Annotated in this window: 22 protein-coding genes, 1 other RNA gene and 1 pseudogene; 8 read left to right on the forward strand and 16 right to left on the reverse strand. The window is 57.4% G+C overall.

All coding sequences use genetic code 11. The features are described 5' to 3' along the window. The first annotated feature begins 162 nt into the window (after positions 1–162). On the forward strand, positions 163–771 hold the full coding sequence (locus EBA31_RS21095; RefSeq protein ID WP_122080132.1) for an HD family hydrolase: 609 nt from the start codon (positions 163–165) through the stop codon (positions 769–771). A 40-nt stretch (positions 772–811) separates the two neighbouring features. Here EBA31_RS21095 and EBA31_RS21100 read toward each other — a convergent pair whose 3' ends face one another. Genes EBA31_RS21100 through EBA31_RS21115 form a run of 4 tightly spaced genes read right to left on the reverse strand, consistent with a single transcriptional unit; the run spans position 812 to position 4,880 of the window. After that, positions 812–2,137, reverse strand: a complete 1,326-nt coding sequence (locus EBA31_RS21100; RefSeq protein WP_122080133.1) for an MFS transporter — start codon at positions 2,135–2,137, stop codon at positions 812–814. Beyond that, positions 2,134–2,787 (reverse strand): DUF4286 family protein, encoded by a 654-nt coding sequence (locus tag EBA31_RS21105; RefSeq protein WP_122080134.1) that lies wholly within the window; start codon positions 2,785–2,787, stop codon positions 2,134–2,136. The genes EBA31_RS21100 and EBA31_RS21105 overlap by 4 nt, the downstream gene beginning before the upstream one ends. A gap of 30 nt (positions 2,788–2,817) precedes the next feature. Then, positions 2,818–4,167: an amidase gene (locus tag EBA31_RS21110; RefSeq protein WP_122080135.1), complete on the reverse strand. Its 1,350-nt coding sequence runs from the start codon at positions 4,165–4,167 to the stop codon at positions 2,818–2,820. Then, entirely contained in the window at positions 4,167–4,880 is a 714-nt protein-coding gene (locus EBA31_RS21115; RefSeq protein ID WP_122080136.1) for a DUF2848 domain-containing protein, read from the reverse strand. Before EBA31_RS21115 ends, EBA31_RS21110 begins: the two co-directional genes overlap by 1 nt. Positions 4,881–5,009: 129 nt before the next feature. Here EBA31_RS21115 and EBA31_RS21120 point away from each other — a divergent pair, with 129 nt between their 5' ends. Continuing rightward, positions 5,010–5,687 carry a GntR family transcriptional regulator gene (locus EBA31_RS21120; protein ID WP_046372709.1) on the forward strand — a complete coding sequence of 226 codons (678 nt, stop codon included), beginning with the start codon at positions 5,010–5,012 and terminating at the stop codon, positions 5,685–5,687. A gap of 7 nt (positions 5,688–5,694) precedes the next feature. Here EBA31_RS21120 and EBA31_RS21125 read toward each other — a convergent pair whose 3' ends face one another. From EBA31_RS21125 to EBA31_RS21135, 3 genes are read right to left on the reverse strand one after another with little or no spacing between them, the layout of a single operon-like run. After that, positions 5,695–6,441, reverse strand: coding sequence for an SDR family oxidoreductase (locus tag EBA31_RS21125; RefSeq protein WP_122080137.1), 747 nt, complete (start codon positions 6,439–6,441; stop codon positions 5,695–5,697). A gap of 25 nt (positions 6,442–6,466) precedes the next feature. Further along, positions 6,467–7,279, reverse strand: coding sequence for a MipA/OmpV family protein (locus EBA31_RS21130; RefSeq protein ID WP_122080138.1), 813 nt, complete (start codon positions 7,277–7,279; stop codon positions 6,467–6,469). A gap of 28 nt (positions 7,280–7,307) precedes the next feature. Beyond that, positions 7,308–7,526 (reverse strand): hypothetical protein, encoded by a 219-nt coding sequence (locus tag EBA31_RS21135; protein WP_122080139.1) that lies wholly within the window; start codon positions 7,524–7,526, stop codon positions 7,308–7,310. A 188-nt stretch (positions 7,527–7,714) separates the two neighbouring features. On the opposite strand from EBA31_RS21135, the gene EBA31_RS21140 reads away from it, so the two are divergent. Genes EBA31_RS21140 through EBA31_RS21150 form a run of 3 tightly spaced genes read left to right on the forward strand, consistent with a single transcriptional unit; the run spans position 7,715 to position 10,323 of the window. After that, complete coding sequence (locus EBA31_RS21140; protein WP_048760848.1) at positions 7,715–8,383, forward strand: response regulator; 669 nt, start codon at positions 7,715–7,717, stop codon at positions 8,381–8,383. After that, positions 8,380–9,786, forward strand: coding sequence for an ATP-binding protein (locus tag EBA31_RS21145; RefSeq protein WP_122080140.1), 1,407 nt, complete (start codon positions 8,380–8,382; stop codon positions 9,784–9,786). The genes EBA31_RS21140 and EBA31_RS21145 overlap by 4 nt, the downstream gene beginning before the upstream one ends. A gap of 6 nt (positions 9,787–9,792) precedes the next feature. Beyond that, positions 9,793–10,323 carry a GNAT family N-acetyltransferase gene (locus EBA31_RS21150; RefSeq protein ID WP_122080141.1) on the forward strand — a complete coding sequence of 177 codons (531 nt, stop codon included), beginning with the start codon at positions 9,793–9,795 and terminating at the stop codon, positions 10,321–10,323. Between the two features lie 4 nt (positions 10,324–10,327). On the opposite strand, the gene EBA31_RS21155 is transcribed toward EBA31_RS21150, so the two are convergent. The 9 genes from EBA31_RS21155 to EBA31_RS21200 all read right to left on the reverse strand — a co-directional run bounded on the left by EBA31_RS21155 (position 10,328) and on the right by EBA31_RS21200 (position 24,426). Continuing rightward, positions 10,328–11,293, reverse strand: a complete 966-nt coding sequence (locus tag EBA31_RS21155) for a zinc-binding alcohol dehydrogenase family protein (RefSeq protein ID WP_122080142.1) — start codon at positions 11,291–11,293, stop codon at positions 10,328–10,330. Positions 11,294–11,429: 136 nt separating this feature from the next. Further along, positions 11,430–14,717 (reverse strand): autotransporter domain-containing protein, encoded by a 3,288-nt coding sequence (locus EBA31_RS21160; RefSeq protein ID WP_122080143.1) that lies wholly within the window; start codon positions 14,715–14,717, stop codon positions 11,430–11,432. Positions 14,718–14,956: 239 nt separating this feature from the next. Further along, the gene (gcvP, locus tag EBA31_RS21165; RefSeq protein WP_122080144.1) at positions 14,957–17,836 is read right to left on the reverse strand and encodes an aminomethyl-transferring glycine dehydrogenase; all 2,880 of its coding nucleotides are present in this window, start codon (positions 17,834–17,836) and stop codon (positions 14,957–14,959) included. Positions 17,837–17,922: 86 nt separating this feature from the next. Further along, positions 17,923–18,309, reverse strand: a complete 387-nt coding sequence (gene gcvH, locus EBA31_RS21170; protein ID WP_044553267.1) for a glycine cleavage system protein GcvH — start codon at positions 18,307–18,309, stop codon at positions 17,923–17,925. A gap of 44 nt (positions 18,310–18,353) precedes the next feature. Next, on the reverse strand, positions 18,354–19,451 hold the full coding sequence (gcvT, locus tag EBA31_RS21175) for a glycine cleavage system aminomethyltransferase GcvT (protein ID WP_048760857.1): 1,098 nt from the start codon (positions 19,449–19,451) through the stop codon (positions 18,354–18,356). Between the two features lie 549 nt (positions 19,452–20,000). Further along, positions 20,001–21,203, reverse strand: coding sequence for an FAD-dependent 2-octaprenylphenol hydroxylase (ubiI, locus tag EBA31_RS21185; protein ID WP_122080145.1), 1,203 nt, complete (start codon positions 21,201–21,203; stop codon positions 20,001–20,003). 86 nt (positions 21,204–21,289) lie between these two features. Continuing rightward, on the reverse strand, positions 21,290–22,468 hold the full coding sequence (gene ubiH, locus EBA31_RS21190; RefSeq protein WP_122080146.1) for a 2-octaprenyl-6-methoxyphenyl hydroxylase: 1,179 nt from the start codon (positions 22,466–22,468) through the stop codon (positions 21,290–21,292). A 4-nt stretch (positions 22,469–22,472) separates the two neighbouring features. Then, positions 22,473–23,786, reverse strand: coding sequence for a Xaa-Pro aminopeptidase (pepP, locus tag EBA31_RS21195; protein WP_122080147.1), 1,314 nt, complete (start codon positions 23,784–23,786; stop codon positions 22,473–22,475). Positions 23,787–23,847: 61 nt separating this feature from the next. Beyond that, a complete protein-coding gene (locus EBA31_RS21200) occupies positions 23,848–24,426 on the reverse strand; it encodes a YecA family protein (RefSeq protein ID WP_041414927.1) in 579 nt (192 codons plus the stop codon). Positions 24,427–24,747: 321 nt separating this feature from the next. On the opposite strand from EBA31_RS21200, the gene zapA reads away from it, so the two are divergent. The 3 genes and pseudogenes from zapA (at position 24,748) to EBA31_RS21215 (ending at position 25,937) form a co-directional block, all read left to right on the forward strand. Further along, positions 24,748–25,077: a cell division protein ZapA gene (gene zapA, locus EBA31_RS21205; RefSeq protein WP_012146623.1), complete on the forward strand. Its 330-nt coding sequence runs from the start codon at positions 24,748–24,750 to the stop codon at positions 25,075–25,077. 41 nt (positions 25,078–25,118) lie between these two features. Beyond that, a non-coding RNA gene (gene ssrS / locus EBA31_RS21210) (6S RNA) lies at positions 25,119–25,301 on the forward strand. A gap of 28 nt (positions 25,302–25,329) precedes the next feature. Continuing rightward, positions 25,330–25,937, forward strand: a pseudogene (locus EBA31_RS21215) (5-formyltetrahydrofolate cyclo-ligase). The last annotated feature ends 11 nt before the right edge of the window (positions 25,938–25,948 follow it).

Below are 25,948 nucleotides of genomic sequence, written 5' to 3' on the forward strand. Positions count from 1 at the left end.
CTCAACATTGTTCGAAATTACCGCAAAGCAGCTTAACTGAGAATAATTTCAGTGTACACGTGTACGCTAAAATAAAACTGTGTACGCGTGTAACCATCGAAATCCCCCGCTCGCTGGTCTACAATCGATCCGCTTCAACCCATCTACCTTGAGGTTTACACCATGTCATCCGCTGTACCCGCGTTAGATTTCGGCTCCATGACCCAGGTCATCCAGTTCCTGATGGAAATCGACAAGTTGAAAAGCGTGCAACGCCGCACCAAGGTGCTGGGCACCCAACGCCAGGAAAACTCCGCCGAACACAGTTGGCACTTTGCCGTAGGCGCCATGAGTCTGGCTCCTTACGCCGGTAAAGACGTAGATATTCAGCGGGTGATCCAAATGGCGCTGCTGCATGACATCGTTGAGATCGATGCCGGCGACGTGCTGGTATACGATCTGGCGGCACGTGCAGCGATCCACGATCAAGAGGTTGCCGCGGCACGGCGCCTGTTTGGCATGCTGCCGGAGGCTCAACGCGAGTATTTCACCGCTTTGTGGCAGGAATATGAAGATGGCGAGAGCGCTGACGCACGCTTTGCGCTGGTGCTGGACCGCACCATGCCGATGCTGATGAACCTGCATAATGAAGGCCAAAGCTGGGTCGAAAACGGCATCAGCCTGGAACAGGTGTTGTCACGCAATACGATGATTGAAGAAGTTTACCCTGAGCTGTGGAAACACCTGCTGCACCACCTGCAGGACGCCCAGCGCAAGGGCTGGTTGAAGTAACTCGATGCAGGCCGGGTGCATCCCTCACCCGGCCCCACCTTCACAGCGGCTTGTGCGCCGTTTCCTTTGCGGCAATCACCGCCCACAACGTGATCAGCAACGCCACCACCACGTAGGCCGAGATCGCCAGCGTGCTGTCGTAGGACTTGAACAGTGAAGCGATAATCAGCGGCGCAAACCCACCGCCGATAATACCCGCCAGCGTATAGGCCAACGACGATCCCGCATAGCGCACCCTTGTCGGAAACTGTTCGGTGATAAATGCCGCCTGCGGGCCGTACATCGCCGCATGGATCAACAAACCGACCACCACCGCCAGGCAGATCAGCACCGGCTGGCTGCTGTCGAGCAGCACGAAGAACACAAACGCCCATACCATCGCCGCCAGCGCTCCGCCGATATACACCGGCCTGCGGCCAAAACGATCCGACAGTGCGCCAAACATGGGGACGGTAATCGCGTTGCCGATCGCCCCCAGCATGGTGGCAGTCAGCGCCAGCGGGCGCGGCAGGTTCAGCACCGTGGTGACGTAGGTCAGCGTGAAGACCACCACCAGCGCATAGAGCACGTCGGAGCCGATACGTGAACCGCCGGCAATCAACAGCGGACGCCGATGTTGGATGAAAACCTCACGGATTGGCGCATGCGTAACGTCCTTCGAAGCTTCCAGTTTCAGAAACGCCGGCGTTTCCCCTACCCCACGGCGCAACCACAGGCCAAACACCACCAGCACCAGGCTCAGCAGGAAGGGGATACGCCAGCCCCACTGTTGGAAATCTTCTGCCGACATTGCCACCGTCACCAGCGTGATCAGGCCGGTGCCAATCAGCGTGCCGCAGGAAGGACCGACCTGAGCAAAGGAGGCATTGCGCCCCCGCTGGTGCGGTTTGCCGTGCTCCATCGACAGCAGTACCGCACCGGCCCATTCGCCTCCCAACGCAATCCCCTGAATAAAGCGCAGCGTCACCAACAGCAGCGGGCTCCAGATGCCCCAACTGGCGTAACCGGGCAACAGCCCCATCAGCGCAGTAGTCACGCCCATGATCACCAGCGTCGTCACCAGCACAAAGCGCCGTCCCAGCACGTCGCCGAGATGACCGAACACGATGCCGCCAATCGGCCTTGAAACGTAACCGACCGCATAGGTGGAAAACGCCAGAATGGTACCCACCAGCGGATCGAAAGACGGGAAAAATACGTGATTGAAAATCAGCGCCGCCATGATGTTGTAAACGGTGAAATCGTACCATTCCAACGCGGTGCCGATAGAGCTGGCGGCCGCCAGCCTGCCGGTTTTCGGTGGGTGAGCGGCAGAGTCGTCAGCGGACAGGTTCAAGGTCGGCGTTTCGGTGGTTGAAGTGCTCATGATGACAGCTCCTGAGTGGTCAGTTGCCAGCCAAGGGCATAATGCAGGGCTTCGGCAGCGGGGATTTTCAGTTGGCGGCAGGCCAGTTCGCTCAGCCGCTGGCCAGCCTCGGCGCTGCTGCTTTCGATCAGCAGCATCGGCAACAGATGGCGATTCTCACGCGACTCTTTCGGCAACGGCGAACTGAGCTCTGCGTCCGGCGACAGCAGGCTACTGCGCACAAAGCCTGGTTGCTCGGCCAGCAGAGCCCCCAAATGGCTGATGCTGGCTTTCAATACCTCCGGCTGCGCCGGTGCAAGGTTAACGATAGCCAGGTAACTGCCGCAGCCCTGACCGGTCACCGCCTCCACCGCACACACCCGGCGCATCGGGTCACGCATTTTATCGAGGCTCGCCACCGACCAGGGCGTTTGCTGGGTAAACGCAGCGCGGTAGGCCGCTGAGGTAAAACTGGCCAGTGATTCGGTTTTGTACAGGCCAAGATATTTACGCCCGCCGTGCAGCGCCTGATAACGGGTGCCCGACAAAAAACCAGGCACCCGTACTCGCTCTTCCACGTGCTCGCGGTCGTACCACTGATTGAAATCCGCCTCATCCTGCGTGGCGATATCTGTTGCGACAAACAGCATTCCGTTCGGGGAACCGGTCATGGGGACTCTCCTGTTAGCTCAAAGTAAAAATCACGCGCCGGCGAGGCAACGTTCGATTGCCAGCGCCCACCCCAGCAGCGCTTCGTCATGCAAAGGCAGTGCGGCCACCATCAGGCCAACCGGTGCCGCATCGGCCTGCTGGCACGGCAGTGACAATGCACAGCCGTCGAGGAAATTGATCACCGAAGGATTACGCAGCACGGCGCCATTGATACGGAAATAGGCTTCTTCATCTGCTTCCAACTCGGCAAGGGTCGGGGCAACGAAGGGCACCGTCGGCATCAGCAACGCATCGAATCCTTGCACTGCGGCACTCACCCGCCGCTGCCAATCGGCGCGCTGTGACCGTAATTGCTGCAGGTTGTTTTCATCCAGCGTTTGGCCGCGACGAATGCGTGACAGCACCCGAGGGTCATAAGCATCGGCATGTTCGGCAATCAAAGCCCGGTGCCAGTGCCAGGACTCCAGCGCGCTAAAACCGCCTTCGGCATTGATCGCCGCCAGCTCGGCGAACTCCTGACAGGGAATAAATTCAATTTGCGCCCCAGCCTGCGTCAAACGTTGCAGGCTGAGATGAAACGCGGTGGTGACCTCCCGATCCAGGCCATCCAGCACCAGGGTTTGCGGGACGGCGAAGCATGCCTGACTCAAATTTTTCTGCTGCGGTTGCAGCGGCCGATCGGCGATTGCCGTATCCAGCGCCAGGCACCCGGCAACGTCATGAGCAATTACGCCTATCGAATCCAGTGAAGGGGAAAGTGGCAGCAGGCCGCCGCTGCTAATGCGGCTGGCGGTGGGCTTATAGCCGGTCAGGCCGCAGAAGGCCGCCGGGATCCGCACCGAACCGCCGGTGTCGCTGCCTATCGAGCCGAAGCACATGCCGTCGCTCACCGCCACCGCAGCCCCCGAGGACGAACCGCCGGGAATACGACGAGCGCTGCGATCCCAGGGATTAGCGGGCGTGCCGTAGTGGGGATTGATCCCCAGCCCGGAATAGGCAAATTCGGTCATGTTGGTTTTGCCCATCACCACCGCGCCCGCCTGCAACAAACGCGCCACCACGGCGGCATGGGCATTAGCCACTGGCGCACTGGCCAGTACGCGCGACCCGGCCGCGGTGGCTTCCCCTGCAACATCAAACAGGTCTTTGACCGACACCGGTACGCCGTCCAGCGCCGACAACGGGTTACCCGCGGCACGCCGCCGATCGGCCGCCAGGGCCTGCTCCTGAGCCCATAGAGCATACACATGAGTAAAGGTGCGCCGCCCCTCTCCCTGCTCGTCCGCAATTTGTGACAATGCGTCAGCGGTTAACCGCGCGGCGGTAAATTCGCCGTTGGACAGGCCTGAAGCGGCCTGGGATAACGTCAGCTTTTTCATCAGGCCACCACCGGCAGCTCAATGCTGCTGTAATGGTGGCTGATGGTCCGCCCCAGCACCTCATCCACCAGTTCCATACGGAATTCGGTCGCCGGCCGGATGCAGCCAATCGCCGCCACCGTACCGCAGGCCATCGCCAGACCGTCTTGCGGCTGCGGCACTGTCAGCCCACTTTCCGGTAACTGTTGGCCGCTCAGGTAGCGATCCAGCAGATCGCCCGGAGTACGCAGGCTGGCCAGACGGCCCTGCTGATAGAGCTGGAATTCGCCGTTTTCCTTGATCCACGAGCGCAGGATCAACGAGTCCCAGTGCGCGATCACCTCACGCAACGGCCAGGCGGCACGAGCCACCGGCTTGACGCAGAGCTGTTTGGACAGGGCCACGCTGTGCGCCTCCAACTGACGATCGGTATGATCCGAAGCCAGCGAGACATACAATTCACCGCGATGTGTGAAGATCAACGGTTCCGCTTCGCCGGAGCTGGCATTGCCAATAACTTCGATACGTTCGCTCTGGCTGAGCTGGTTAACCGCCACCCGGTAAAACAGAGGAATTGCACTGGGTTGGGGCACGCCGAGCTCGGCCAGCTCCCTGATATGGTGCAGGATCGCCTCGCGATCCCGGCCGGTCCAGCCGGCAATCACCAGGTGATCGATCTCGACATCCAACACCCCAGTGCCGCTGGATTCGGGTAAAGTAAAGGTCAGTCTCATGGCGTTTGTGCCTCTTTGGTTAAAATACTGTGAAATTTCACTATATCTTTAGTTACCAAATAAGCGATTTCCGTGCCATGTTTTTGTGTACTATGTCTAAAAACTTTCGTCTTGCAGGAGCAGAACGTGATGACCCTTGACGCAGAGAGCCCGGAACTCCCGACGGCAGAGGAAGCCGGGCTGTCACTGAATGAACTCGCCTACCGACGCTTTAAGCAGGCGCTGGTGACGTTAAGTTATAAACCTGGTGAATATCTCAATACCGCTCAGGTGATGAGCGAGCTGGACATGGGCAGAACGCCGATCAATCAGGCGATCCACCGGCTGGCCAATGAAGGATTGCTGCAGGTGATCCCGCGTAAAGGGGTGATGGTTGCGCCGCTTTCGATGGATGATGCGCTGGAATTGATTGAAGTACGTTTGGCCAATGAAATGCTGTGTATGCGGTTGGCGAGCAAGAGAATTACGGCCCCCCAGATCGCCGAGCTTACGGATCTCAATCAACAAATCGAAGCCGCCAGTCAGCAACGCGATCGAGTAAAAATGATGACGTTGGATCATCAATTCCACCAGCAGTTGGCGCAAATCGCCGGTAATAATATGCTGGCCGACATTCTGAGCGTACTGCATGCCCGAGCACAGCGCTTTTGGGCCAGCACGCTATCACGCGAAGGCCACATGCGAGAGGTGATAGAGGAGCATCGGGCGATTATCGCCGCACTGGCCGCGCAGGACGATGATGCAGCCGCCAATGCGGCGCAGGCGCACATACTCTCATTCCGCAGTGCGCTACTGCACGAGGGATAAGCCGCCGTCAGCGGCCGCCGGCGGCTTCAATAAAGCTGCCGGTGACGTAAGAAGCGGCATCGGACAGTAACCAGACGATGATTTCCGCCACCTCTTCCGGGGTGCCGCCACGCTGCATCGGCAGGCTGCTTTTTACCCGATCAACGCGCCCCGGCTCGCCGCCGCTGGCATGCATTTCGGTATAAATCAGCCCTGGCCGCACGGCATTTACGCGGATGCCCTGCGCAGCCACCTCCAGCGCCAGCCCGGTGGTAAGCGTGTCTACCGCCCCTTTGGAGGCGGCATAGTCGATGTATTCTCCCGGAGCGCCGAGGCGCGCGGCAGCGGAAGAGACGTTGACGATCGCCCCGCCCTGGCCGCCATGACGCTGCGCCATGCGCTTCACCGTCTCGCGGCAACAGAGAAAATAGCCGGTAACGTTGGTAGACAATACCTTGTTGATTCGCTCGGCGGTCAGTTGCTCAATCCCCGTCTGCTGAAACAAGATGCCGGCGTTATTGACCAGCGCACTTATCGGGCCAAGGCCGGCATCCAGCGCATTGAACATCGCCACCACCTGATTTTCATCGGCCACATCCGCTTTTAGCGCCAGCGCCCGGCCGCCCATGGCTTCGATTTCCGCCACCACCTGCGCTGCTGCCGCTTCATTTTTCAGATAGTTAACGCCGACCGCATACCCCTTACTGGCCAACAGCAGCGCCGTGGCGCGCCCAATACCGCGGCTGGCGCCGGTGACCAATGCAACTTTCGTCATGTCGTTCCTTTCTCTGGTTGGGAAATCAGAAACTGTAGCTGGCGCTCAGGAAGACGATGCCGGCCGTTTTTTTCTCGACGATGGGGCTTTTGGCCGCGTCGCCCAACAGAGTATAGAGACTCACACCGCCCTGAAAGGCAATTTCTGGCGTCAATTGGTAGTTCAGTACGCCGGTAAGCGTGGCTTGCTTAAAGCCGCTGCCCGGTCGGTAAGCGGTGAATGAAGTTTGCTGTGCCTGCTGCTGCGTCACGCCAAAATAACCACGCTGGTAACCCTTATTGGCCCAGGTGGTGCTCAAATCGGTTGAAAACGTCAATGCCTCGCTCAGCGGATAAACTGCCGCGATACCCAGATCGACATAGGCGGTATGCCCGAGATCCTCATCCCCATAACGGCGCGCTTTGGTGGCCTGCATCCCCTTGACGTAAGTGCGAAAAGGGGCAAATTTATAGCTCAGCTCAATGCCGGCTTCCAGGGCTCCCTTCAGATCGCCCATGCCTTTTAGCCGCTTATTGTGGCCTCGCAGCGTTTTCAGCTCTTCATCACGCCCGGCGTCATAGCCGGCCAACAGGGCAATGCCGAAGGGCCCCGATAACGGCAACTGCCAGCGGGCACCGTTTTGCAAACCCAGGCTGAAGTCACCCCAGGCAGACTTCTCGTAACCGACCTCCATATCGTATAGCGGCACGGCACTATAGTCGGAAGCTCCCTGATAGTCCGGCGCCACGGCCATGCCGCCGCTGAATTTCAATGACGCCTCTGCGCCATCTTGCGTCAGCCCCTGCAGAGGGAATAACACCAATAACGTCGCCGCGGAATAACCCAGGGTATTTTTCACCGTATCTGCCTTATTATTTAATAAAAGTTTATAGCGCCACCAGGCGCCGCAATTGTTTTTTAATGCGTGGCTTTAAGCTTTTATAAAAATCCGATGACTCCGTATGCTGAATAACAGGCAGGTTGGGTAACAATGTGCCACCATGATCCCCACCTTGCGCATCGACACGGAAAGACAGCATGGTCAATACCAACAATAAAATTGCGCCTAAGCGGGCAGCCTTCATTGAAAGATTGTCGATACGCATTTTTTCTCACCTGAATGATTTATTCAGGGCTGAGCGTACTTGAAAGAGGACGGTGTTCCCTTAACGTCAAATTAATCCCAGATTAAGGTTTGCTTAAGAAGGGGTGAACAAACAGGAGCGCGCCGTTGTCTTCCCCCTGCGGTTGTAGTTATATAGCCGCCAGCGCCGTGACCTAAACCGGATACCCCGTGAACATATTGCTTGTGGAAGACGATCTGCAATTGGGCAAAGCCCTGTGCCGAGCTTTAGAGTTGGCAGGGTTCGATTTGTGCTGGGTACGGTTAGTCCATGATGCACAACATAAATTATCTGAAGGCAGCTTCGACTTAATGCTGCTGGATCTCACCCTGCCCGACGGCGATGGCTTGAAAAAGCTGATTGAATGGCGCGCTGCGGGCCAAAATATTCCGATCATTATTCTGACCGCCCGTGACCGCATAGAAAGCCTGGTCAATAGCCTGGATTCCGGCGCGGATGACTTTCTGGCAAAGCCTTTTGCCCTGCCTGAGCTGATCTCCCGCGTGAAGGCGGTAAACCGGCGCATGGCGGGGTTTGCCTCCCAAACCTGGAGCCTGGGCAACCTGTATCTGGATCCCATGAACCACCAGGTCACGCTGGACGACGAACTGCTGCTGCTGTCGAAAAAAGAGTACCGCCTGTTGCACGAACTGATGCGTTGCGCCGGTACCGTGGTGCGCAAGGCGGCCCTGGAACAGCGCCTATTCGGCAATGGCGATAATGTAGAAAGTAATTCTCTTGAGGTGCACATGCATAATCTGCGGCGAAAAATTGGCAAGGAGAGAATTATTACCGTACGCGGAATAGGTTATTTATTGAAAAAAGAGTCTCAGGGATGATTAGCTTCAAATCCTTTTTCATGCGAACCATTGTTTTCCAGGTGATGGCCATACTGGTACTCTGGGGTATATTGCTGGGTTGGGTCAAATACCTTTATTACCCGGATGCTGAAAAGTATCTGGATAATCAGCAGCGTATTGTTGCACAAGGCATCGCCAACATTCTCGACAAGACTGACGTTACCAACAATAATTATTCCGATATCATTAAAGATATCGAAATAATGTACATCGATTCGATTAAAAACGGGATGGAAGACGAAATAGATTATCGTCCGCTGTTTGTCGTTTTCGTTCGTAATAATCAGATGCTTTATGCCTCTCCCGCTCAAGATAAACCTTTGGTTTTGCCCCCGTCGGTGCTGTCCGGCACCATCAGCTACGCCAACGTGAAGTGGCATATCGCCGGCAGCTGGAGTGACAAGCAGAAGTTTAGGGTGATCGTCGGCGAATCTTTCGACAACCGCACCACCATTTTCGGCAACCCGGCGGAAAGCACCGCAATCCCTTTGCTGGTGATCCTGGCGGCGATCATCGTCACGCTGCTGATCACCGCCTATTTCAGCCTGCGGCCGCTGCGGCAAATTGCCAGAACCATCTCTGACCGCAAGCCAGGCAACTTATCGCCGATCAATGTACGGGCGCAGTACCAGGAAATTCGGCCTGTCGTGCTGGAAATCAATAAGCTGATGACGCGTATCGACGCCGCCAACCAGCGTGAAAAACGCTTTATGGCGGACGCCGCCCACGAACTGCGTACCCCGATCGCCGCCGTGCTGGCACAGTTGCACCTGCTGACTCAGGTAGCGGATAAAACCGAACGGCAAGAAATCATTGGGGACATGCAGCTGGGGCTGGATCGCGCCGCATCGCTGTCGCGTCAGCTGATTGATCTGGCCAAGCTGGAGTCGGAAGACTTTCCGCTGAAGATTGAGGCGGTAGATATCTACGCAGAAGTCAGCAAATGCATTGCTCAGCACGTGCCCTATGCGATGGAAAAGAACGTTGAGCTTTCGCTGGAGGGCAGTGAAAACGTGATGATCGATACCGATCGCCATTCGCTGATCACCATCTTTACCAACCTGCTGGAAAACGCCATCAAATACGCCCCGCCCGGCGGCAGGATCGAAGCCAATATCCGCTCGTTGTCCCCCCTGGGCTGCTATATTACCCTGCGTGACAATGGCCCTGGCGTTAGCCGGGAATACCAAAAACGCCTGTTCGAGCGTTTTTATCGCGTTCCTGGCGTCCAGCAGACAGGCAGCGGCCTGGGGCTGGCCATTGCCAAAAACCTGGCCGATAAAATCGGTGCACAGCTACGGATCACCGAAGGGCTTGATGAGCGCGGCATCGGATTTGTCATCGATCTGCCGGAAAATTACCTGATACCGACGGAGAACTAACCCGCCATGACCACCCCTATTTTGCTGCAGCAGCACCAGCTTGATGCCCTGTGGCAGATCGACCGCAGTGAAATTATCGATACCCTCTATCGCCTGCAAGACGGAGAGCTACGGCCTTATGCCGACTATTACGATGTGCGCGGCTGGGATCCGCACGATCGGGAAACCTATACGCCGATCCATGAACAATGCTTTGCCCGCGGCGGCTCGTTTTTCGCTCTGTTAGAGCAAGATAAAATTGTTGCCGCGGCGGCGGTAGATACCTTGCCGCGCGGCCCGCAACAGGACTTGCTCCAACTGCTTTTTTTCTACGTCGGTGCCGCCCAGCGCGGTAAAGGACTGGGCAAGATCCTGTTCAACCACTGCCTGCAGCAGGCCGGAAAAGAGGGCGCGCTGGGGTTGTACGTATCTTCTATCCCCAATAAAAACACCGTGGATTTCTACCTGTCGCAGGGCTGCCGCTTGATTGATCAGCCTGATGACGAGCTGTTCGCCCGCGAGCCGGAAGATATCCACCTGGTTTGCTATTGCCGGTAGCCGCCTATTGGGCAATTCGGATCACCGAACGCACGTCGCTTTTCTTGTTCAGATCCCAGACTTCGGCGATCTCTGATAAGCCGTGTTCCTGGGTTTCGACCGAAATCTGCCCTGCTGCCGCCAAGGCCAGGATTTCGCTGGCATACCTTTGCATCTCGGCTACCGGCGGGAAGTTGCCGGTGCCGCTGCCCATGATCTGCAGTTGATTGCTGCGCAGCACCGCCGCCGGCAGGCGGATATCCGGCCCGGCCATCGACCCGACGTTCACCAAACGTATGCCGCGCCCACCGGCGTAGGAAGACAAATCGTGGTTGTTAAGCGTGGCAAGCAAGGCTTCGGTCGCGGCACCCCAGATATAATCGACAATCACCTGATAACCATGCGGCCCCGCTGCGGCGGCGAAAGCCTGTGTCAATGCCGCTCCTTCCAGCCCAAGATCGACCGTAGCATCAACGTCCAGCGCATCCAGCACGCTCTGACGGCGACCGGCAGCGACAATTCGCCCCGCTCCCGCCTGACGTGCGGCCGCCACCGCCAGCTTACCTGAGGTCCCGGTAGCCCCGATAATCAGCACCGTTTCACCCGCCTGCAACTCGGCACGCCAGTGCAGTGGCAACCAGGCAGCAAACGCCGGGTTAATCAACGCGGCGGCCGTCGCGTCATCCACCCCTTTAGGTACCGGTACAGTCCAGGAGGCGAGCGCTCGTTCTGCCAGCGCACCGTGCGGTTGCCGGAAGGAGGCAAAATAGACCCGTTGACCGTCCGGCGCATAGCCAACGCCATCGGTGCCGGGTACGATCGGCAAGCTTTTCGGGCTTGAGTAATGCGTTCCGGCTACTATGGCGCGATCCAATTGCTTGATGCCGGCCACGCTCACCGCGATCAGCGTTTCCCCTTCCCGCGCTACCGGCTCATCCACATTACCGAGTGCCGGGGCCTGCCCCAATGCGTTTACGGTTGCTGCTCTCATTTTGGATCCTCATGTCATTTAGGTTTGCCCTGCTGCGACAATAAAAAAGGGACAGGGCATCATGCCGTGTCCCCTGATAATACATCTAGCCGAAAAGTGTTATTGATACTCGCTCACCGGCAAGCTGATTTAAACATCAGAAACGCCAGGTCACGGCAACGTTGCCCTCTAACGAATGGCCGCCCTGACGTAACAGTTCGCTGGAAATGCCGGCGCCCAAAGAGACGGCCTGGTTTAGCTGATACTGCACACCGGCCTGCGCGGCCAACGCATCGCGCCCGGCCAAGGTGCTTTCACTATCAAAAGCTGAGGCGTTATAACCCACAAACTGAGCACGCTGGCTCAGCTTGTTGTTTAACAACTCATGTTGCCAGCCAAGGCGCAGAGTGGCGGACAATGCCTGTGAGCCCTGCAGCGGCTGCCGGTACAGCGCTTCCACACCCAGCGTGCTTTGCAGCGAATCGGCATAACGACCCTTAATCTGCATCGACGGCGCGTTACCCAAACCGGACTCTTGGATCGTGCGATGGGTGGTCGCGGTATAGTCCAGCGCTGCCACCGGGCCGAGGCTAAATGCCTCGGTTAACGCAAAATGATAGCCACCGCCCAAGGTTAGTGAACCGTTCCAGGCCGTCCAGTCGCTCTTGCGGGTGCCGCTTATGCCGGCCACATCAAACTGGCGCTTCATCTGATTATCCTCCGCCCCTAGGCGTCCCAGACCATAGGCAAACGGCCCAGCCATGGCGTCCTGCGCGTAGTTGAACTGCAAGCCAACATCAAAGGAGGTGCTGTGCGTGCGCGCTCGATCGGCGCTTTTGGCGTTGACCGTTTGCCCGCCGACCGCCGCGTGGAAACCTGTGGTCAGGCCCGGTAGCAGCCCATTACGTTTCTCGGCACCGAACAGCACGCCATAACGCGATGCGTTGTAACCGGCGATATTGCCCGTATTGCTTTGCCAATTACCGCCGCCGTACGGCAGGGCAAAACTGATCCAATCTTGCTCGTCGCTCGTTGGTGCCAACGTCAAATTGCGCTCCGGTGCGGTCAAGGCACGGGTTAACTGGCGTTCGCGGTCGAATGAGGTCTGAATCAGGCTGTTATAAGCCGACGGCTCCAGCTGAGCCAGCGCGCTGTTCACCTGCCGGCCTTCGGGGCTGGAGAAATCCAGTGCGGTCAGTAACGGCCGCAGGTCGTTCCCCGCCGTCGCCGCAGCCCGGGCTAACGCCAGACCCACATTTCGTTCATTCGCATTCTGCGCATATTGGCTGTAGGCCGATACCTCACGGGTCGCGCTGAATTGGTATTGTCCGGCTGCCAACGGAGTAACATGGAAGCTCAGCGTCGGTGATGCCGTCTGAACGCTGAGCTGCTCGAATTCACCGCTGACCTGGCCTAATTGCAGCAGGGAAGCACTGTTCATCTGCCAGCCAGAGGTATACCAGCCTTTTACCGGCATCAACGTCAGGGTTCCGCTTAAGCTGGATTTACCGCTAATTTGTACCCGATCCCCCTGCCCTTGGCTGTCGAACATCAATTGCAAGCGCCCCTGTGGCCCCTGGGAATAATTACCGTCGATCGACAACTGGCCAAAAGGCCCCCCGGCGGTAAGCAAGCCGTTATTGGTGAACAGCCCGGCATCCGACAGCGCGTAGCGGCTATTACCCGCCAATTGGGCACCCGGCTGGATATCCACGCTATAGACCTGATGGTTACCGTTCAGGGTGGTTTTTCCACCTTCGGCCACCAGCGCCAGGTTTTCCTTACCCCGAATGTTGCCGTTATAGGTGAAATCAAAACCGTTATCCGCCACCGCAGTGACCTGCCCCTGCGCATCTGGCTGCAGGCCGAAGGTCAAGCGAGTGAGGCGAGCCTGGTTATTTTCGTCCCGTTGCGCATAATCGGAAATTATGTCGCCCTGAATATCGGCGCCGCGCATCACGTTAATCGCACCGGCCAATGCATTCACCGACTGGTAGATGGCCGCTTTGGCCCCTTTCAACGAGCCGGTGATATCGAAGTTAGACACCAACGGCGCAGCGCGGTATTGGGACAGGTCGACCCCAGCCCACTGCCAGATATACGAGCCACGGTATTCAGTTTCGTTGCCCAGCAGGTTGTTGCCGAAATCCAGCCTGGCGGCGATGCCTTCTTTACCGGTCGCTTCCAGGCTGCCGCGTTGAATAATGCTGTGGCTATCTCCGTAAGCAACCAATAAGCCGGTGCCGTAATCGCCGTTGGCCTGCACCCGCACGCCAGGTGCAATACTGAGCGTATTCCCTGCGCCATCAATTCTGATACCTGCAGCGGCAACACCATCCGCCAAAATATCGCCGCGCTGCTCGACCCGATTATTACTGCCATAAATGTGCAACCCGACACCTCGGGCTGCGGTATTGGCCTTGCCGTCGATATACCCAGTACCTGCGGCGTTGCGCGCAAAATATCCTTGTTGGTTAACCATATCCAGACCGCTGCCGTACACCGAGTGACCAAAGAAGTTACGGCGGTCGATGCCGTACCCCATGTCCTGCAGCAGCGCCAGCTCGGCTTCCATCATTATGGTGTAATTGCGGTAGTCTTGGTGGCTCATCAAGCTGCGATCCAGTTCAATGTGGGACATGTAATCATCATCCAGATCGCCCATCACATCGAGAATACGCACCGGGACACCCGGCATGGCACCGTCCAACACCTCTTTAACGTGGCTGCCGGCGAAATAACCGCGATCTTTACGCACGTCAAAGGCAGAAGAATCGTCTGGCCCCTCACACTTAGTGCACAAGATAGCCTGCCCCGGCTGCGCCGGATTGCCATTGTCATCAAACAGGTGCGAACTCCAGCTGCCAAACGTCGGGCCAAATTGGGTCACACCATCAGCCACACCGGCATCAGCGCTGATGCCTAATGCATGAGCTATTTCATGAAAAATGATGACTTCCAGATCGGCACGGTGATCGGTGGGGATCAGTGCCGGCGAAGCCTGACCAGGGGTAAAATCCATTTTCCCGATCTGGACGACGGCATGGGCACCGCTGTTCAATTCGCCGGCATCCTGGCCCTGCAACACTGCCTGAAGCTGGGTCAGGCTAAATGCGGCATCACTGACGTCTGGGCTCATCGCTCCGGCGTTCTCGTCGTCAAACGTGCCGACGTTAATCACCCCCGGCAATTGACCCTGCCTGGGCTGGATAATATCGGCCCAGCGTTGCGCGGCGCTGATCACCTGAGCCTTTTGCACATCATTCAACCCCCAGGAGGCATACTGAGGGGTACCCTCCATATTAAAGTAGCTGTCGTCGCTCGGACCGTAGAAATTCAGTTTAAACACCGTTTGGCCGCTGTTATTTCGAACCTCGTAGCTCTCGACCGCCTGCGCGGAACAGAGAGGTAAAGCCGCAATGATTGCGATAGCCAACTTTTTCATCGTGCACTCCTTGTCAATGGTTCTTCCCTGCAAAATAGTTTGCTGATGACAATTTAGACGTGTGGATGTAAACGCAAATTAAACCGGAGAGAGTCTTAAAAAATAAGGGAGGCAAAGCGCGGGAAAATAAAAAAATCGCTAATAAATCAAATATATCAATAAGAAGACTCTTAGAGACTAGCCATAAAAAAGCAGCGCATAATGCGCTGCTTCATAAAGGCAAACCTGCACGAATAAGCTTATTCGTAGTCGCTCATCGGCACGCAGGAACAGAACAGGTTACGATCGCCGTAAACGTCATCCAGACGCTTCACGCTCGGCCAGTATTTGTTCTCACGCACGCCAGCAATCGGGAACACCGCCAGCTCACGGCTGTAGGCATGCTGCCAGTCGCTGACCAGCTCCGCCTGCACGTGTGGGGCATTTACCAGCGGGTTATCTTCCAATGGCCATTCGCCTTTTGCCACCCGAACAATCTCGCCGCGGATCGCCAGCATCGCATCGATAAAGCGATCCAGCTCGACCTTGCTTTCCGACTCGGTTGGCTCAACCATCAGCGTGCCCGCCACCGGGAACGACATGGTCGGCGCATGGAAGCCGTAGTCGATCAGACGTTTGGCGATATCCATTTCGCTGATGCCGGTTTCTTCCTTCAGCGGACGAATATCGAGAATACATTCATGCGCCACGCGATGATCGCGACCGGTATACAGCACTGGGTAAGCGTCCTTCAAACGGGTCGCAATATAGTTGGCATTAAGGATTGCCACCTGGCTGGCCTGCTTCAAGCCTTCCGCGCCCATCATGCGGATGTACATCCAGCTGATTGGCAGGATAGAAGCGCTGCCGAACGGCGCAGCGGAGACTGCGCCCTGCTGGGTGGTCACACCGTCGATCTGCACCACGCTGTGGCCTGGAACGAACGGGGCAAGGTGGGCTTTCACGCCGATAGGGCCCATGCCTGGACCACCGCCGCCGTGAGGGATACAGAAGGTTTTATGCAGGTTAAGGTGCGAAACGTCCGCCCCGATGTAACCTGGGGTGGTGATGCCCACCTGCGCATTCATATTGGCGCCGTCGAGGTAGACCTGGCCGCCGAACTGGTGAACGATCTGGCACACTTCACGGATGGTTTCTTCGTACACGCCGTGGGTCGACGGGTAGGTCACCATGATGCAAGACAGTTCTTCGCCCGCCTGTTCTGCCTTGACGCGCAGGTCATGCAGATCGATGTTGCCGTTCTTGTCGCAGGCGACCACCACCACGCTCATGCCCGCCATTTGCGCGGAAGCAGGGTTGGTGCCGTGCGCAGAGCTTGGGATCAGGCAAATATGACGGCCCGCTTCATTGCGACTTTCATGGTAACGACGGATCGCCAGCAAACCGGCGTATTCGCCCTGAGCACCGGAGTTAGGCTGCATGCAAACTGCGTCATAACCGGTCAGTTGCACTAACCACTGCGACAGTTGGCCGATCATTTGCTGGTAACCTGCCGCCTGCTCTGGCGGACAGAACGGGTGCAGCTCGGAGAATTCAGGCCAGGTAATCGGGATCATTTCCGCCGCGGCATTGAGCTTCATGGTGCAGGAGCCCAGCGGGATCATCGCCTGATTGAGCGCCAGGTCCTTGCGTTCCAGACGGTGCATATAGCGCATCATCTCGGTTTCGCTGTGATAACGATTAAACACCGGGTGAGTCAGGATCGGATCCTGACGCAGCATGGCTGCCGGGATCGACTGACTGTTTTTACTCACCGCGGCGTCCAGCGCGTCGATGTCCAGACCGTGGTCGTCACCCGCCAGCAAGGCAAACAGCGTCTGCACGTCTTCACGTGAGGTCGCTTCGTCCAGCGTAATGCCTACGGCACCGTGAATGTCGGTACGCAAGTTGATGCCGAAGCTCAATGCACGTTCCAGTACGGCGGCCTTGTCCTTCACTTCCACCGTCAGGGTGTCGAACCAGGTTTTATGGCGCAATGCCAGCCCGGCTTGTTGCAGCCCGGCGGCCAGAATGTCGGTCAGACGATGGATGCGCCCGGCGATGCGTTGCAGGCCCTGCGGGCCATGGTACACCGCATACAGGCTGGCTATGTTGGCCAGCAGCACCTGCGAGGTACAGATATTCGAGTTGGCTTTTTCGCGGCGGATATGTTGCTCACGGGTTTGCATCGCCATGCGCAGCGCGGTGTTACCGGCGGCATCGCGGGAAACGCCAATGATACGACCCGGCATTGAGCGTTTGAACTCGTCGCGACAGGCAAAGAAGGCGGCATGTGGGCCGCCGTAGCCCATCGGCACGCCGAAACGCTGTGCAGAACCGAACACCACGTCGGCTCCCTGTTTGCCCGGTGCGGTCAGCAGCACCAACGCCATAATGTCGGCTGCCACGCTGGTGCCGATTTTACGGTTCTTCAATTCGGCCAGCAGCGCGCTGTAGTCGTGCAGTTCACCGGTGGTGCCTACCTGTTGCAGCAGCACGCCGAACACGCCTTGCAGCTCCAGCACTTTCTCGGCTTTATCCACGATCACTTCGAAACCGAAGGTTTCGGCGCGGGTACGCACCACGTCCAGCGTCTGAGGATGTACGTCATCAGCCACGAAGAAGCGGTTGGCGTCTTTCAACTTGCTGGCGCGTTTGGCCAGCGCCATCGCTTCGGCCGCCGCGGTGGCTTCGTCCAACAGCGAGGCGGATGCCAGATCCAAACCGGTCAAATCCAGGGTCAGGGTTTGGAAGTTCAACAGCGCCTCAAGACGGCCCTGCGACACTTCCGGCTGATACGGGGTATAAGCGGTGTACCAACCCGGGTTTTCCAGCATGTTGCGCAGGATCACCGGCGGCGTCAGCACCGCGCTGTAACCCATACCGATATAGGATTTGTAGCGCTGATTCTGCGAGGCAATCGCCTTCAGTTCGGCCAGCGCCTGATGTTCAGTTGCCGCATCGCCCACCGGCGGCGGCGCAGGCAGCTGAATGTCTGCCGGCACAATCTGTTGGATCAGCGCGCTGAGCGAGCGTGCGCCCACCGCTTCCAGCAACTGCTGCTGTTGTTCTGCAGAAGAGCCGATGTGGCGTTCGATGAACGCTTCGCTGTGTTCAAGTTGGCTGAGTGTCTGAGTCATTGCTACAAATTCCTGAATTCTGGCGTGGTACGGGATATAGCCTGAACTAAAACGCCCCGGCCGAAAGGCCTGGGGCGTTGCATGGATTACTCGTCGATAGAAGCCTGATAAGCAGCGGCGTCCAGCAGGCTCGCCAGCTCGCCTTCGTCTGAGGCTTTAATCTGGAACAGGAAGCCGTCACCGTAAGGTTCGCTGTTGACCAGCTCCGGGGAGCCTTCCAACTCGCTGTTCACCGCCACGATTTCGCCGCTGATTGGCGCGTAAATGTCCGATGCCGCCTTGACGGATTCCGCCACAGCGCAATCTTCACCGGCGGCGACTTTGCGGCCCACTTCCGGCAGATCGACAAACACCATATCGCCCAGCAGTTCCTGCGCGTGTTCGGTGATACCTACGGTGTAAACGCCGTTACCTTCTGAACGAACCCACTCGTGGGAGGATGCGTATTTCAATTCTGTTGGCACATTGCTCATCGCCAGCTACTCCTTCGAAGAAATAAAGAATCAATAAACAAAAATTAATTAATCAGTGATTTACCGGCACGCACAAAGCCAGGTTTGGTGACCCTGACCGGCATTTCACGGTTGCGGATCTGTACGATAGCCTGTTCGCCGATACCGGCAGGGACGCGGGCCAGGGCGATGCTGAAGCCCAGGGTCGGTGAAAATGAACCGCTGGTGATCACCCCTTCATGCGTCTGGCCTGCCGCATCGGTGAAACGCACCGGCAGCTCATTACGTAATACGCCTTTTTCCGTCATGATCAAGCCGACCAGTTGTTCGGTGCCCTGCTCACGCTGTTTTTCCAGCGCGTCACGACCGATGAACTGACGATCTTCCGGCTGCCAGGCGATGGTCCAGCCCATGTTGGCGGCCAACGGCGAAATACTTTCATCCATCTCCTGGCCATACAGGTTCATGCCAGCTTCCAGACGCAGCGTGTCACGCGCGCCCAGCCCGGCTGGCTTAACGCCCGCCGCCAGCAGTTGCTGCCAGAAATCCGCCGCCTGCTCTTTCGGCAGGGCGATTTCATAACCCGCTTCGCCGGTATAACCGGTGGTGGCGATAAACAGATCCCCTGCCTGCACGCCGAAGAAAGGCTTCATGCCTTCAACCGCGTTTTTTTGTTCCGGGGTGAATAAGGTAGCCGCGCGTTCTTTGGCCTGTGGGCCCTGCACTGCAATCAGCGCCAGATCGTCACGCACCGTCAGCGTTACGCCATACGGCGCTGCGTGCTCTTCGATCCAGGCCAGGTCCTTGTCGCGTGTGGCGGAGTTCACCACCAGGCGGAAATAGTCTTCAGTAAAGAAGTAAACGATCAGGTCGTCGATCACGCCGCCGGACGCGTTCAGCATGCCGGTGTACAGCGCTTTGCCAGGCTGGGTGAGCTTGGCGACATCGTTCGCCAGCAGGTAACGCAGGAATTCACGGGTACGGGCACCGCGCAAATCAACAATGGTCATATGGGAGACGTCGAACATACCGGCATCCTGACGCACGGCGTGGTGCTCATCGATCTGGGAGCCATAATGCAGCGGCATCATCCAGCCATGAAAATCTACCATGCGCGCACCGCACGCCACGTGCTGGTCGTACAGTGGGGTTTGCTTTGCCATCTTTTCCCTCATTCCACTCAGAAGCTGAAGATAGGGTGCTGCTACGCAATACGTCAGATTATGGCTCGTGGCCGGATTGCGTGGCGCACTGACTGCCCAACAGAAACGCTGCGTCGAAATTGACAAAAACTGCGGCAAATCGCCGCGACGCAAACGATACCTTTGCTCTGACGTTATCACCGAACGACCACATTAACCATAAGTTAAAATAGGCTGGGCGGCGTTCTGCGCCAGTAAAAAGCTGGGCTAGTGTGCAGAGTTTTAAACTGGAAAACTGCGCTTTAAGGCACAAAACCAACAATTAGAGCACCAAAAATCCGAAGTTATATAACAAACCCACGGCCAGAGACGGAATTTCGACTTTTGATAACCGGTTATGGAATTAGAAAAAGTAATGGTAAAAACAGCCTGAAATTAGATTATTTCAAATGAAGGGTTATATAAGGAAAAGCTATGGGCATAAGGCGCAGATCTGCGCCTTTGGAGAGCGATAACGCTACGGGAAAACAAGACAGAGAGACCGGCAAACCGGTCTCTCTCAGGCGGTGATCAGGCCAGCCAATCCGGCAGATCGTTCAGGCCCATAGCCTGGCGCACCAGCTTCGGCTTCACGCCCGGCAGGCTGTCAGCCAGCCGCAGCCCGACATCGCGCAGCAACTTCTTCGCCGGGTGATTGCCGTCAAACAGTTCGCGGAACCCTTGCATGCTGGCCAGCATGACCGCTGCACCGTGTTTGCGACGACGCTCATAGCGGCGCAGATACAGGTGTTGACCGATGTCCTTGCCCTGACGTTGCAGGCGGCGCAATTCGGCGATCAGCTCGGCGGCGTCCATAAAGCCCAGGTTGACCCCCTGGCCAGCCAACGGATGTACGGTATGGGCAGCATCGCCCACTAATGCCAGACGGTGTGCAGCAAAGCTACGCGCATAGCGCCCGGTCAACGGGAAGGTCTGGCGTTCGCTTTCCAACTGGCAGGCGCCAAGGCGCAGATCGAAGGCCATCGCCAACTCACGGTTAAACTGCTCGGGCTCCAATTGCCTGAGGCGTTCGGCCTCTTCAGGAGCAACCGACCAGACGATGGAGCTTAAATGCGGATCGCTGAACGGCAGAAATGCCAGAATGCCGTCGCCGTGGAATACCTGACGCGCCGTCGCCAAATGCGGCTCTTCGGTGCGAATGGTGGCCACCAACGCATGATGGCGGTAGTCCCAGAAGGTCAACGGGATATCGGCATGCTGACGCAGCCAGGAGTGAGCGCCGTCGGCGCCGATCACCAGCCGGGCAGTCAGCATGCGGCCGTCCTCAAGGGTGATAAACGCGTCGTTTTCGCCCCAGGCTACCTGTTTGAGCGCCGCCGGGGTAATCAGCGTGACATCGCTCAGGCTTGCCGCCCGTTTCCACAACGCCTGCTGGATCACCGAGTTTTCAATGATGTGGCCGAGGTGGCTGAAGCCGCATTCGTCACCGCGGAAGGCAATCTTGCCGAAGCTGTCGCGATCCCACACTTCCATCGCGTTATAGGCACTGGCGCGCAGATTGAGGATCTCGTCCCAGACGCCAATATGCTGCAGCAGGCGCTCGCTGGCGGCGTTGATGGCGGATACGCGCAGTGCCGGCTGTGGCGACGGCGGTGTCATATCCGGTTGCTGATGCTCCAGCACCGCAATGCGCAGGCCGCTGCCCTGCAATCCGCAAGCCAGTGCCAGCCCCACCATACCGCCACCGGCGATAACCACGTCAAATGATTGCATGCTGCTTAATTTCCTTAAATGACGCGCTGCGCAGTGATTGCCCAGCGCTTTTGGGCGCAACACGCTGCGCCGCTACTGAATATCGCCTAGCGATCTACCCAGCCCAAAGTCCGCTTGGCAAAGGCATCACGCACCGCCGGCAATTGGGCCATCGCCATCAGACCGAGATTACGTCCGACCACCAAAGGACCGTAACGGTTGGCGAACAGCCGGATCAAACCGTCGGTGACGCCAATCGTCGCTTGCTGATCCTGCTGGCGGCGTTGTTGATAACGACTCAACAACGCATAGCCACCGGGATCTTCTCCGTCCTGCTGTGCCTGGGCCAGCGTTTCCGCCAGCGACATCACGTCGCGCAGGCCAAGGTTGAACCCCTGACCGGCGATCGGATGCAACGTCTGGGCGGCATTGCCCACCAGAGCCAGCCGATGGCTGACGTGCTGATTAGCGGTCAATAGACTGAGCGGATAGCTGTGGCGCTTACCGGCACGCAGGATCCGCCCCAATCGCCAGCCGAACGCCTGCTGCAATTCATTGATAAAGCGTGCATCGTCCCACGCATCAACCTGTTCACGATCTTCGCGTGCATGGCACCACACCAATGAGCTACGCCCCTGGGACATTGGCAACAGCGCCAAAGGCCCGTAGCGGGTGAAACGCTCAAAGGCACGCCCTTGCGGATGCACTGCCGTGGTTACGTTGGCGATGGTGGCAAACTGCGGATAGTCACTTTGCTGCCATTGCAGATTACAGGCCTGAGCCAGCGCCGAGCGCGAGCCGTCCGCTGCCACCAGCAATTTTCCACTGATACGCCGACCATTATCCAGCACTACCTCGGCCTGCTCCGCCGTGCGCACTACATCGACCACTCTGGCCGGACAATGCAGCGTGACGCCGGGTGCCTTGGCCAGCAACGCAAACAACCGTTGCCCGGCGTCGTGCAGTTCAATCACCTGCCCTAGCGCGTCAACCTGATAATCTTGCGCGTACAGATTAACGAACCCGGCGTGACCGCGATCGCTGACGTGTACCTCGGTGATGGCCGTCGCACAATCGCGCAATGCCGGCCAAACGCCGATACGCGTCAACTGTTGGCAGGTGCCCTGCGCCAAGGCAATGGCGCGGGCGTCAAATCCCGGATGGCTACGATCGTCCGGTCGGGTGGCTTCGACCAGATCAACCGCCATTCTTCCCTGAGTGAGCGATGAAATGGCCAGCGCCAAGGTCGCGCCCGCCATGCCGCCGCCAACAATAATTACGCTCATGCCGTTACCTTGCCGCCGCCATTAGTGCTTCGATGACGTCTGCGTCTTTCACTACGCTGGCGGTCAGGTTTTCATTACCGTTGGCAGTGATCACAATGTCGTCTTCAATGCGAATGCCCATGCCGCGGTACTCTTCCGGCACGTCGGCATCCGGCGCGATGTACAGCCCTGGCTCGACGGTAAACACCATGCCCGGCTCCAGCGTGCGGTCGCGGTTTGGCGTGCCGTAATGCCCGACGTCGTGCACATCCAGCCCCAGCCAGTGGCCAAGTCCATGCATGTAGAACTGACGATGGGCCTGTTCGGCAATCAGCTGCTCCACTTCGCCCTTCAGGATCCCCAGTTCCACCAGCCCGGTGATCATGATGCGTACCACCTCATCATTGACCTCACGGATACTGGTACCCGGTTTGAACAGCTCCAGGGCACGCGTCAGCGATGCCAGCACGATGTCATACACCGCGCGCTGTGGCCGGCTGAACTTGCCATTGACCGGGAAGGTACGAGTGATGTCGCCCGCGTAGCCTTTATACTCACAGCCGGCGTCGACCAGCACCAGATCGCCATCGCGCAATTCACTTTCATTTTCGGTGTAGTGCAAAATGCAGGCGTTGTCACCGCCGCCGACAATGGTGTTGTAAGACGGATAACGAGCGCCAAAGCGGGTAAATTCGTGATGAATTTCCGCTTCAAGCTGGTATTCGAACATGCCGGGGCGGCATTTCTGCATCGCGCGGGTATGGGCCAGCGCGCTGATTTCACCGGCGCGGCGCATGATCGCCAGCTCTTCAGACGATTTGAACAGGCGCATTTCATGCACCCACGGACGCCAGTCGGTCACGGTCGCCGGTGCCTGAAGATTCTGGCGGAAACCCTTACGCAGCTTGTCCAGCGCGTCGAACAGGATTTTATCGGCGTAGTCGTATTGGCCCTGCCCGTGGTAAACCACGTCCAGGCCATTGAGCAGCAGGGGTAATTGATCGTTGATTTCATCGAACGGCAGCGCGCGGTCCACGCCCAGTTTCGCCGGAGCCGCTTCTTGCCCCAGGCGACGGCCAAACCAGATTTCCGCCGTCAGGTCGCGCACCCGGTTGAACAGCACGCTGTGGTTGTGCGTCTCGTCGCTCTTGACCAGAATCAACACCGAACCCGGTTCGTTGAAGCCGGTCAGATACCAGAAATCGCTGTTCTGACGGTAGGGATATTCGGTATCTGCACTGCGCGTCACTTCCGGCGCAGAGAAAATAATTGCCGCGCTGGCCGGAGCCATTTTAGCCAACAGCGCCTGACGGCGGCCGTTGAATTCCTGCTGAGTCATCACCTTCTCCTGAAATCAATCTGCCTGTGCTCACGGCCGCTAAGGACGTGAAATCGGGTGTTTAGTGCAAGGTCGGTTTGGCATTTTCCGGCGCCGTCGGCTTATGGCGGGTAAATTCGGTGTGGCACAAAATGGCCGCCACACGCACGTACTCCACCACTTCCTCCAGAGAGTGCTCAAGCTCTTCCTGGTCTTCGTCTTCGTCATAACCGAGCTGAGCGATATTGCGCAGATCGTCGATCGCCTCGCCCACTTCGTCTTTCACCTGCGCCAGCTTGGGTTGCATCATGCCCAGCCCCAGCAGGAAATGATTCACCCAACCGGCCAGCGCATCGGCGCGGTCAAACACGCTGACGGTTTCGCCTTCCGGCATCATCAATTGGAACATGAAGTCGTCGTCTTCCAGCGTTTCACGCGTGATTTCATGAAGTTGCTGTAACGGCAGGCTCAGCGCCTGCGGGAAGGCCACGCCTTCATTGGTCAGATCGTAGACCAGCGATTGCCAGCCGGCGTCGCGGCTGCCACCGCACAGCAGGCCGCTGATCAGGCCGTGCATTTCTGCTGCGGTTAACGCCACCGCTTGCTGGTTGAGAGCAACGGTCAAAGATTGGTAACTTGGAAATGTATTCTGTATAGACATGCGCATTCGTCATCGTTGGCAGGATAAGTTCGTGTTATGCTACCACCAAGGTCCGTCGCTGTACCAGATAAGCGCGACACCTCAGTGGCTAGTTATAATCGTGATGTGTCAGAACTCACACGCTGCCGGCAGGGGACGAAATGACGCTAAATACGCATTTTGAAACCCTTTTTTGACTGGTAATGTCTGACGCAGTAGATTACAACCAGGTACTGAAAAAGGGGTTGTATCTTGGTACCGAGGTATATATAGTGGCGCCCGCTTTGGTTGGCCCGGTCAGGGCAAGCTGGGGCTGGCGCGAAATTTAGGCAGGAAGGTGGCATGTCTGCACAACCGGTAGATATTCAAATTTTTGGTCGCTCTTTAAGAGTCAATTGCCCGCCAGAACAACAAGATGCGTTGAACATGGCCGCGGTCGATCTTAACGAACGGTTGCAAGATCTTAAAGTTCGCACTAGAGTCACAAATACTGAGCAGCTCGTTTTCATCGCAGCATTGAACGTTTGTCATGAACTTGCTCAAGAACGGTTGAAAACCCGTGATTATGCGTCCAATATGGAACAACGCATTCGCATGCTGCAACAGACCATTGAACAGGCTTTGCTTGAACAAGGTCGCATCTCTGAACGTCAGGATGCACAATTCGAATAACTTAAGTTGCTGAAACCTCAGGTTTTGGCAATGAGTAAAAAATTTCTCTGAGATGTTCGCCAGCGGGCCAGTCCCCTGAGCCGATATTTAGTACCAACAGAATGTGATGATCCGCGATCGGTGTGCATGCTCGGCCCGCCGAGAAGCCTTAAGATTGCGACAGCACGTTCACCTTGAACCATGGGTTCAAGGGTTACAGCCTGCGACGGCATCTCGGAGATTCCCCCTTCCTCAGCGGTATGTGTGCTGACTATGTCTTTTCAAGCCCAGTATGCCCAGCAGCGGCAAAATATCCGAAATCAAATCCGTCAGCGTAGACGCGCTCTAACGCCTGAACAACAACAACAATCCTCCCTGCAGATAGCTGAACGCATCGCTGCACATCCACGCATCCTGGCAGCGCAGAATATCGCGGTATTTTTGTCGTTCGACGGTGAGCTAAATACCCGCCCGTTGATTGAACGGCTGTGGCAGTTGGACAAGCAGGTGTATCTGCCCGTGTTGCACCCGTTCAGCAAGGGTAATCTGTTATTCCTGCATTACACCCCTGAAACGCCGCTGGTGCACAACCGCTTCAATATTCTCGAGCCCGAGCTCGACGTGCGCCACGTGCTGCCATTGGGCTCGCTCGACGTGGTACTGACGCCGTTGGTGGCCTTTGACAGCGCGGGCCAGCGCCTGGGGATGGGGGGGGCTTCTACGATCGCACGCTGCAAAACTGGCAACACCGTGGCCCTTATCCGATAGGCCTGGCCCATGATTGCCAGCAGGTCGAACAGGTGCCAGTGGAACACTGGGATATTCCGCTGCCGGAGATTGTGACCCCCGCGCAGAATTGGGTTTGGCAGATCGTTAAATAGCAAAAGGCCGG

This window comes from Serratia sp. P2ACOL2, from assembly GCF_003691565.1.
Classification (GTDB): domain Bacteria; phylum Pseudomonadota; class Gammaproteobacteria; order Enterobacterales; family Enterobacteriaceae; genus Serratia; species Serratia liquefaciens.

Excerpts from the sequence above, each read along its gene's own strand:
- EBA31_RS21105 (WP_122080134.1), bottom strand. The coding sequence starts at position 2,787 with ATGACCGGTTCCCCGAACGGAATGCTGTTTGTCGCAACAGATATCGCC.
- EBA31_RS21110 (WP_122080135.1), bottom strand. The coding sequence starts at position 4,167 with ATGAAAAAGCTGACGTTATCCCAGGCCGCTTCAGGCCTGTCCAACGGC.
- EBA31_RS21145 (WP_122080140.1), top strand. The coding sequence starts at position 8,380 with ATGATTAGCTTCAAATCCTTTTTCATGCGAACCATTGTTTTCCAGGTG.
- gcvH (WP_044553267.1), bottom strand. The coding sequence starts at position 18,309 with ATGAGCAATGTGCCAACAGAATTGAAATACGCATCCTCCCACGAGTGG.
- ubiH (WP_122080146.1), bottom strand. The coding sequence starts at position 22,468 with ATGAGCGTAATTATTGTTGGCGGCGGCATGGCGGGCGCGACCTTGGCG.
- EBA31_RS21115 (WP_122080136.1), bottom strand. The coding sequence starts at position 4,880 with ATGAGACTGACCTTTACTTTACCCGAATCCAGCGGCACTGGGGTGTTG.
- EBA31_RS21150 (WP_122080141.1), top strand. The coding sequence starts at position 9,793 with ATGACCACCCCTATTTTGCTGCAGCAGCACCAGCTTGATGCCCTGTGG.
- EBA31_RS21160 (WP_122080143.1), bottom strand. The coding sequence starts at position 14,717 with ATGAAAAAGTTGGCTATCGCAATCATTGCGGCTTTACCTCTCTGTTCC.
- pepP (WP_122080147.1), bottom strand. The coding sequence starts at position 23,786 with ATGACTCAGCAGGAATTCAACGGCCGCCGTCAGGCGCTGTTGGCTAAA.
- EBA31_RS21100 (WP_122080133.1), bottom strand. The coding sequence starts at position 2,137 with ATGAGCACTTCAACCACCGAAACGCCGACCTTGAACCTGTCCGCTGAC.
- EBA31_RS21155 (WP_122080142.1), bottom strand. The coding sequence starts at position 11,293 with ATGAGAGCAGCAACCGTAAACGCATTGGGGCAGGCCCCGGCACTCGGT.
- gcvT (WP_048760857.1), bottom strand. The coding sequence starts at position 19,451 with ATGGCAAAGCAAACCCCACTGTACGACCAGCACGTGGCGTGCGGTGCG.
- gcvP (WP_122080144.1), bottom strand. The coding sequence starts at position 17,836 with ATGACTCAGACACTCAGCCAACTTGAACACAGCGAAGCGTTCATCGAA.
- ubiI (WP_122080145.1), bottom strand. The coding sequence starts at position 21,203 with ATGCAATCATTTGACGTGGTTATCGCCGGTGGCGGTATGGTGGGGCTG.
- EBA31_RS21135 (WP_122080139.1), bottom strand. The coding sequence starts at position 7,526 with ATGCGTATCGACAATCTTTCAATGAAGGCTGCCCGCTTAGGCGCAATT.
- EBA31_RS21095 (WP_122080132.1), top strand. The coding sequence starts at position 163 with ATGTCATCCGCTGTACCCGCGTTAGATTTCGGCTCCATGACCCAGGTC.
- EBA31_RS21200 (WP_041414927.1), bottom strand. The coding sequence starts at position 24,426 with ATGTCTATACAGAATACATTTCCAAGTTACCAATCTTTGACCGTTGCT.
- EBA31_RS21120 (WP_046372709.1), top strand. The coding sequence starts at position 5,010 with ATGACCCTTGACGCAGAGAGCCCGGAACTCCCGACGGCAGAGGAAGCC.
- EBA31_RS21125 (WP_122080137.1), bottom strand. The coding sequence starts at position 6,441 with ATGACGAAAGTTGCATTGGTCACCGGCGCCAGCCGCGGTATTGGGCGC.
- zapA (WP_012146623.1), top strand. The coding sequence starts at position 24,748 with ATGTCTGCACAACCGGTAGATATTCAAATTTTTGGTCGCTCTTTAAGA.